The organism is Gluconobacter sphaericus NBRC 12467 (assembly GCF_006539125.1).
GTDB classification, from domain to species: domain Bacteria; phylum Pseudomonadota; class Alphaproteobacteria; order Acetobacterales; family Acetobacteraceae; genus Gluconobacter; species Gluconobacter sphaericus.
Genome location: NZ_BJMK01000087.1, coordinates 1 through 865, shown reverse-complemented (window position 1 = coordinate 865; position 865 = coordinate 1). Strand labels below are relative to the sequence as shown.

The 865-nt window shown below is 56.2% G+C and carries 1 pseudogene; it reads right to left on the bottom strand.

The features are described from left to right. Positions 1–762 (bottom strand): annotated as a pseudogene (locus tag GSP01_RS15360) (IS5 family transposase); the annotation flags it as partial. Between the last annotated feature and the right edge of the window lie 103 nt (positions 763–865).

The window sequence follows — 865 nt, the reverse complement described above, 5'->3', positions numbered from 1 at the left end:
AGGTCGCGTTGACAAAAGATTCAATCCAAAGTCTCGCGGCGGCGAGGTTGAGGAAGCTTATGAATGATAAGGCGGTTTTGTCGTATCGGGTTGCAATACGGCGCATCTGCTTGAGCCTGTTGAACATCCGCTCAATGCGATTGCGGTCTCTGTAACGCCGCCAGTCTGTTTTCTGTGGAGCGTTGCGGCCTTTGCGTGATGGAATAACCGGCAGGACCCCACGAAATAGCAGGTCCTGGCGGAAGCAGTCGCTATCATAGCCCCGATCAGCCAGCATGGCTTTGGGGTTTGGAACCGGAAACGCCATCAGGACATCTGTGGCTTTGTAATCCGAGACCTGACCTCCGCTAAGGGCAAAGCCGAAAGGACGTCCTTGATTGTCGCACCGGGCGTGGATTTTGCTCGTAAAGCCGCCGCGTGATCGACCAAAACCCTCCGTATGAGCCCCCCTTTTGCACCTGTTGCCTGGGAGTGGGCGCGGACCACGGTACTGTCGACCATATGCTGCCAGTCATCACTCAGACCTAGGTCCACCAGGGTTTGCAGCAAAGCATCCCACACACCCTGTTCAGCCCAACGCCGGAACCTGACATAGACCGAGTTCCATTTTCCGTAGCGCTCATGCATGTCCCGCCACGGACAGCCGGTGCGCAGGACATATAGCATACCGTTGAGAAACCGGCGGTTGTCTCCGGATGGTCTTGCCCAACGGCCACGCTCGGATGGCAAAAGCGGACCAATCAGCGCCCATTCACGATCCATCAGATCGCCTCGTGCCATGCCTGCTCTCTCTGCCCGTTATCCCACAGCCAGGAAGTGAATCAGATCTCAGGAAGATCGTATAGATCTTTTGTCAACGTGGCCT